Source organism: Nonomuraea sp. NPDC004702, assembly GCF_053601695.1.
Genome location: NZ_JBSGCE010000065.1, coordinates 44,764 through 50,366 on the forward strand (window position 1 = coordinate 44,764; position 5,603 = coordinate 50,366).

A 5,603-nucleotide genomic window follows, 5' to 3' on the forward strand; every position below is an offset into this window, starting at 1 on the left:
GTTGTGGTGACAAGCAGGCCGGACCCGAAGCTCTTCCCAGCGCACCCGGCCCCGCTCACGCGTCCGTGATCGGGGGCCGGGCGCGGCAGGCCGGGTCACTGCCGGGTGGTGCAGACGGTTCCGTTGAGGGTGAAGACGGTGGGCAGGAGGTTCGGGCCGGCGTAGTTGCCGACGAACCCGATCGTGGTCGAGGCGCCCGTGGCCAGGGAGGCGTTGCCGGGCTCGCTGACGGCCTTGACGTTCGAGCCCGTCTGGGTCCAGGTGGCGCTCCAGCCGCTGCCGAGGCTCTGCCAGGGCCTCGGCCAGGTGAAGCTCAGGGTCCAGCCGTCGACCGGGGCGCCGTTGTTGGTGATCTCGACGGCGCCGACGTAGCCGCTGGCCCAGTCGGTCTGGTCGGTGAATCGCACGGCGCAGGAGCTGGTCGCCGGGGTGCCGGTGGTGAAGGTCAGGGGCGGTGAGGCCCAGGAGACGCCGCCGCCGCTGTCGCGGGCGATCACGTTGACCGTGTAGGTCGTGCCGGGCTTGAGGTTGCCGACCGTGTAGGAGGTGCCGGCGGTCTCGCCGAGCTGCTCGCTGACGGCGCCGTTCTGGCGGTGGAGCTCGTACTTGACGATCGGGCGGGCGCCGGGGGCGGCGGCGGGCCAGGAGACGACGGCGGTCCGGTCGGTGACGTTCGAGGCCGCCGGACGGCCGGGCGCGCCGGGCAGGCCGGCCTGAAGCGCGGCGGGACGCACGACGACGGTGGTCAGCGAGAGCGGCGGCAGTGTCTGGCTGGTGGCGGTGCCGGTGGTCGCGGTGGTGATGGCGGTCGCGCCGTTGACGTGGGTCAGCACGGTGGGCGCGCCCGCGGCCGGCGTGAAGCCCGCGTAGTCCACGGCGACCGGGTACGACGTGTCCGGCGAGCTGTTGATCAGCATGACCGCCAGGTCGCCGTTCGGCCGCCGGACGGCGTGCGCGCTGACCTTCGGCTGGTCGGTCGCCGCCGTGACGAACTGGTCACCGGCCCGCGCGAACACGCTCACCATCCGCAACGCGTGGTACGGCGCGAACGGCGTGTTCAGCGGCGGCTCGCAGACCCCGGAGGAGTTGCAGACCCCGCTGGACAGCAGCCCGAAGTCGCCGTAGTCGGTGTGCCCCTCGACCTCGGTGACGTTGCCGATGCCGTTGTGCACGTTCCACCAGTCGACGGTGAACACGCCGTTCGCCAGCAGGCTCGCGTAGGCGTCGGCGGCGGCCAGAGCGCCGGGCTGGGTGTTGGTGCCGTTGCTGCTGGAGCCGGTGTTGAACTCGGTCATCGCGATGCCGATCCGGTCCGCGCCGGGCCCGGCGTACGCGGCGAGCTGCTGCCGGGTGAGCCGGATCATGTCAGGGACCTGACCGGCCCTGTCCAGGGCGCCGGGGTACCAGTGCAGGATCACGAAGTCGATCTTCGGCCCGGCGAGGGACAGGACGACCTTGTTCCAGCTCCCGTCGTCGCCCTCGGCGGTGATGGCGTCGGGCCAGTTGGCGGGGGTGGTCAGCACCGCGCCGATCTTGATCGTCGGGTCGGCCGCCTTCATGGCGTCGGCGTAGGCGACGACGTGGCGGGCGTACTCGGCCGGGCTCTTGTCGGCGTGGTCGTCGGCCTCCCAGGCGCTGCCGTAGTGGCCGTTGCCGTAGTTCTCGTTGCCGATCTCCCAGTACTTGACGCCGTAGCCCTTGCTGACGTTGGCGTGCCGGACCCAGGCGGCGGCCTCCTCGGCGGTGCCGGTGCCGTAGTTGGCGGTCACCATGGCCTGCGCGCCGGTACGCCGTACGCCGCGCATGAAGGTGTCGAAGTCGGTGTTCGGGGCGACGTACCCGCCGGGGGCAGTGTGGTCGGCCCAGTGGTAGATGTCGGAGTAGGAGCCGCCGGGGTAGCGCAGCAGCTTGACGCCGGCGTCCTTGAGGAGGTCGGCGGTCTGGTCGGTGCCGAGGTTCGCGTCCCAGATGGCATGGTTGGAACCGATGCCGGTCTCGGGGGCGGTGGCCAGGGCGGCGCGGGCGTTGACAGTCACCGTGACGGGGGTGACGTCGTCGGCGCGCGCCGGGGGAGCGATCAGCGTGGTGAGGGTCAGGAGGGCCGCGGTCGCGGCCCTGGGCAGGATCTTGCCAGGCATCGGGGTACCTCGCCGTGGGTAGCGGTATGGCTCGACGCCCCCTCCTGACCAGGAGGCAAGCATGATCATGCGACGTGGGGTCCGGCCCGTCAATCGGCGCTGAAACTTTCACGGCGGTCAGACTGGCTTGAGCAGCCCCAGGCCGGTCAGGCGGGCTTGAGCAGGCCCCTGTCGTAGGCCGCCGCGACGGCCGCCGCCCGGTCCTTGACCTCCAGCTTGGCGAAGACGTGCAGCAGGTGGGTCTTCACGGTGGCCTCGGTGACGAACAACTTCCTGGCCACCTCGCGGTTGGTCGCGCCGCGGGCGATGAGGCCGAGCACTTCGAGCTCCCGCGGGCTCAGCGCGCGCTGCTCCGGGGGGTGCGCGTGCCGCGTCAGCACCCCGGCCACGGCCGGTGACAGCACGCTCTCGCCGCGGGCCGCGGCCAGCACGGCCCGGCGCAGCTCGGCGCGCGGCGTGTCCTTGAGCAGGTAGCCGGTGGCGCCCTGCTCGATCGCGGGCACCACGTCGGCGTCGTCGCCGAAGGTGGTCAGGACGAGCACGTGCGTGCCGGGGCACTGCGCGCGCAGCCGGCGGATGAGCTCGGCGCCGCTCGGCCCCGGCATGCGCAGGTCGAGGAGCACGACGTCGGGGGCGGTGCGCAGGGCCACCGCGAGCGCCTCGGCGCCGTCGGCCGCCTCGCCGACCACCTCGAAGCCGTCGGTCTCGAAGATGCCGCGCAGCCCGTCGCGGACCACGGGGTGGTCGTCGACGATGATCAGGCGTACCGGCATGGGCTCACGTTCCCGGGTCGGCGGGGATGGCCGGAACGGTAGCGGAGATCGCCGTGCCCTGGCCAGGGGCGCTCTCGACGGCGAGGCTGCCGGCCAGGCGGGTGACCCGCTGCCGCATCGCCACCAGCCCGAACCCGCCGCCCGAGCCGCCGCCGGACCCCGGGGTGAAGCCGGACCCGTCGTCGCGGACGTCGAGCGCCACCACGTCCTCCATGTACGACAGCGTGATCCCCACCCGGGAGGCCCGCGCGTGCTTGCCCACGTTGGCCAGCGCCTCCTGGGCCACCCGCAGCAACGTGCTCTCCACCTCGGTGTGCAGCGGCCGGGCGTCGCCGGTGACCGACACCGAGGCAGGCACGTCGCAGGCCCGCGACCAGGCCGCCGCCACCTCCGACAGGGCGGTCCCGAGCTGCGCCGCCGTCGCCAGCGGCGCCGGGCGCAGCGCCTGGACCGAGCGGCGGGCCTCGGTCAGGCTCTCCCTGGCCAGCTCCCGTACGGTCGCCAGCCGCGCGCGCACCGCGGGCGTCGCTCCGGCGGCCTCGTCGGCGGCCTCCAGCTGGGTGAGGATGCCGGTCAGCCCCTGGGCCACGGTGTCGTGGATCTCCCTGGCCAGCCGTTGCCGCTCGCCCAGCACGCCCGCCTGGCGGGCCTGGACCAGGAGCCGGGCCTGGAGGTCGGCGTTCTCCTCGGCGAGCGCGGCCAGCCTGGCGCCCTTCTCCTTGAGCTGCGCGTTCTGCTCGGAGACGGTCTGGAAGACCAGCCCGGTCATGGACGCGACCAGCACCCCGACCACGAAGGAGGCCAGCAGCTCGACCGGCGTGCGACCGGCCGGCGGACGGGCGGCGACCAGCGTCCCGACCGTCACCGCGACCCCGGCGTACGCCCACAACCCCGGCAGCAGCGCGAAGCACTGGACGAACACCCCCACCCCGGTCACGGTGAAGACCGGGTCGATGCGCACCAGCGCCGCGACCACCGCCAGCAGCACCACGAAGTACCCGGCCACCACCCACGCCCGCGCGGTCCAGGCGGGACGGCAGGCCACCACGAACCAGTGCCAGGCCGCCGCGAACAGCGCCAGGGCCAGCACCTCCACCCGCCACACCCGCAGCAGCGAGAACAGCGCGGGAAGCAGCACCAGCAGGTACGGCAGGGCCGCCGTGGCCCGCTCCCACCGGCTCACCACCGCAGGGCCTTCACCGCGAGGCCGCCCGCGACGGCGCCGACCGCCACCATGATCCCGAGAGCGAGCGGCGGGAGCACGCCGGCCGTCCAGCCGTCCCGGATCGCCTGGACGGCGGGCGCCATGGGCGTCAGGTCCCCGATCGCCCGCATCGACCCCGACATGGTCTCGCGCGGGATCACCGCGCCGGACAGGAACACCATCGGGAAGAACAGGGCGAGCCCGATCACCGTCGCCGCCCGCCCGCTGGGGGCCAGCGCGCCGAGCAGCAGCCCGACGGCGCCGAGGCTGAGCGCGCCGAGCAGCCAGGCCAGCAGCACGCCGGGCAGGCTGGCGGGCGCGCTCAGCCCGTAGCCGGCCACGCCGAGGACGACCAGCAGCACGCTGCCGAGCACCGCCAGCAGCATGTGCGCGGCCCACTGGGCGCCGCACAGCATGAACGGTGTGGCGGGCGTGGCCCGCAGCCGCTTGAGCACCCGGCGCTCCCGGTACTGGGCCAGCGTGGCCGGCAGGACGACCAGCGCGGCCAGCCCCACGACGAAGACGGTCAGCATCGGCACGGTGGCGTTCACCAGCCGCTCGCCGCCGGGCAGCGGCCGGTCGCCGCCGCGCAGCTTGACCCAGAGCATGACCAGCGGGAAGCCCAGCGCGAAGTACGCCGACATCGGGTCGCGCAACCCCAGCCTGAGCTCGACGGCGACGACTCTCGTGAAGCCCTTCATGCCTCGGCCCTCCCGGTCAGCGTGAAGTAGGCGTTCTCCAGGGAGGCGGCCCGCGTCCGGCCGATCAGCTCGCGCGGGCTGCCCTCGGCCACGACCCGGCCGCGGTCGACGACGGCGATCCGGTCGCACAGCGCCTCGGCCTCGTCCATGAAGTGGGTGACCAGGACGACGGTGATCCCGCGGTCGCGCATGGCCCGGATCAGCCCCCAGGTGGTGCGGCGGGCGTCGGGGTCGAGGCCGGTGGTCAGCTCGTCGAGCAGGACCACCTCGGGGTCGCCGACCAGGGCCAGCGCGATGAACAGGCGCTGCTTCCAGCCGCCGGACAGGCCGCCGAAGCGGGCGTCCTTCCGGTCGGTGAGGCCCCATTCGTCCATGATGGCCCGCCAGTCGGCCGGGTGGTCGTACAGGGAGGCGTAGAGCCGCAGGGCCTCGCCGACCTTGATGCCGTCGGGGAGTGCGGCCTCCTGCAACTGGGCGCCGACGCGCTGGAGCAGCGCGCGCCGGTCGCCCTGCGGGTCGAGGCCCAGCACGCGCACGCGGCCGCCGTCGGGACGCCGCAGCCCGGACACGCACTCCACGACCGTCGTCTTCCCGGCGCCGTTGGGCCCGGCGAGCCCGAAGATCTCGCCGCGTTCCACGGTCAGGGAGAGGCCGTCGAGGGCCCGGGTGTGCCGGTAGCTCTTGCGCAGGTCCCGCCAGCGAGAACAGCACCTCCTCCGGCAGCCCGCACACCCGCTCGGCCGCCTCGGGCGTGGCGCCGCCGACGAACACGCTCAGGCGGGCGGCC

General features: G+C 73.9%; 5 protein-coding genes. All 5 read right to left on the reverse strand.

Annotated features, from left to right (window positions below):
• Positions 1-95: 95 nt before the first annotated feature.
• Complete coding sequence (locus tag ACWEJ6_RS44440) at positions 96-2,138, reverse strand: cellulose binding domain-containing protein (RefSeq protein ID WP_452431475.1); 2,043 nt, start codon at positions 2,136-2,138, stop codon at positions 96-98.
• A gap of 146 nt (positions 2,139-2,284) precedes the next feature.
• Positions 2,285-2,911, reverse strand: a complete 627-nt coding sequence (locus ACWEJ6_RS44445; protein ID WP_397155867.1) for a response regulator — start codon at positions 2,909-2,911, stop codon at positions 2,285-2,287.
• Positions 2,912-2,915: 4 nt separating this feature from the next.
• Entirely contained in the window at positions 2,916-4,094 is a 1,179-nt protein-coding gene (locus tag ACWEJ6_RS44450; protein ID WP_452431476.1) for a sensor histidine kinase, read from the reverse strand.
• Complete coding sequence (locus tag ACWEJ6_RS44455) at positions 4,091-4,816, reverse strand: ABC transporter permease (RefSeq protein WP_452431477.1); 726 nt, start codon at positions 4,814-4,816, stop codon at positions 4,091-4,093. Before ACWEJ6_RS44455 ends, ACWEJ6_RS44450 begins: the two co-directional genes overlap by 4 nt.
• Complete coding sequence (locus ACWEJ6_RS44460; protein WP_452431479.1) at positions 4,813-5,505, reverse strand: ABC transporter ATP-binding protein; 693 nt, start codon at positions 5,503-5,505, stop codon at positions 4,813-4,815. Before ACWEJ6_RS44460 ends, ACWEJ6_RS44455 begins: the two co-directional genes overlap by 4 nt.
• Positions 5,506-5,603: the final 98 nt, after the last annotated feature.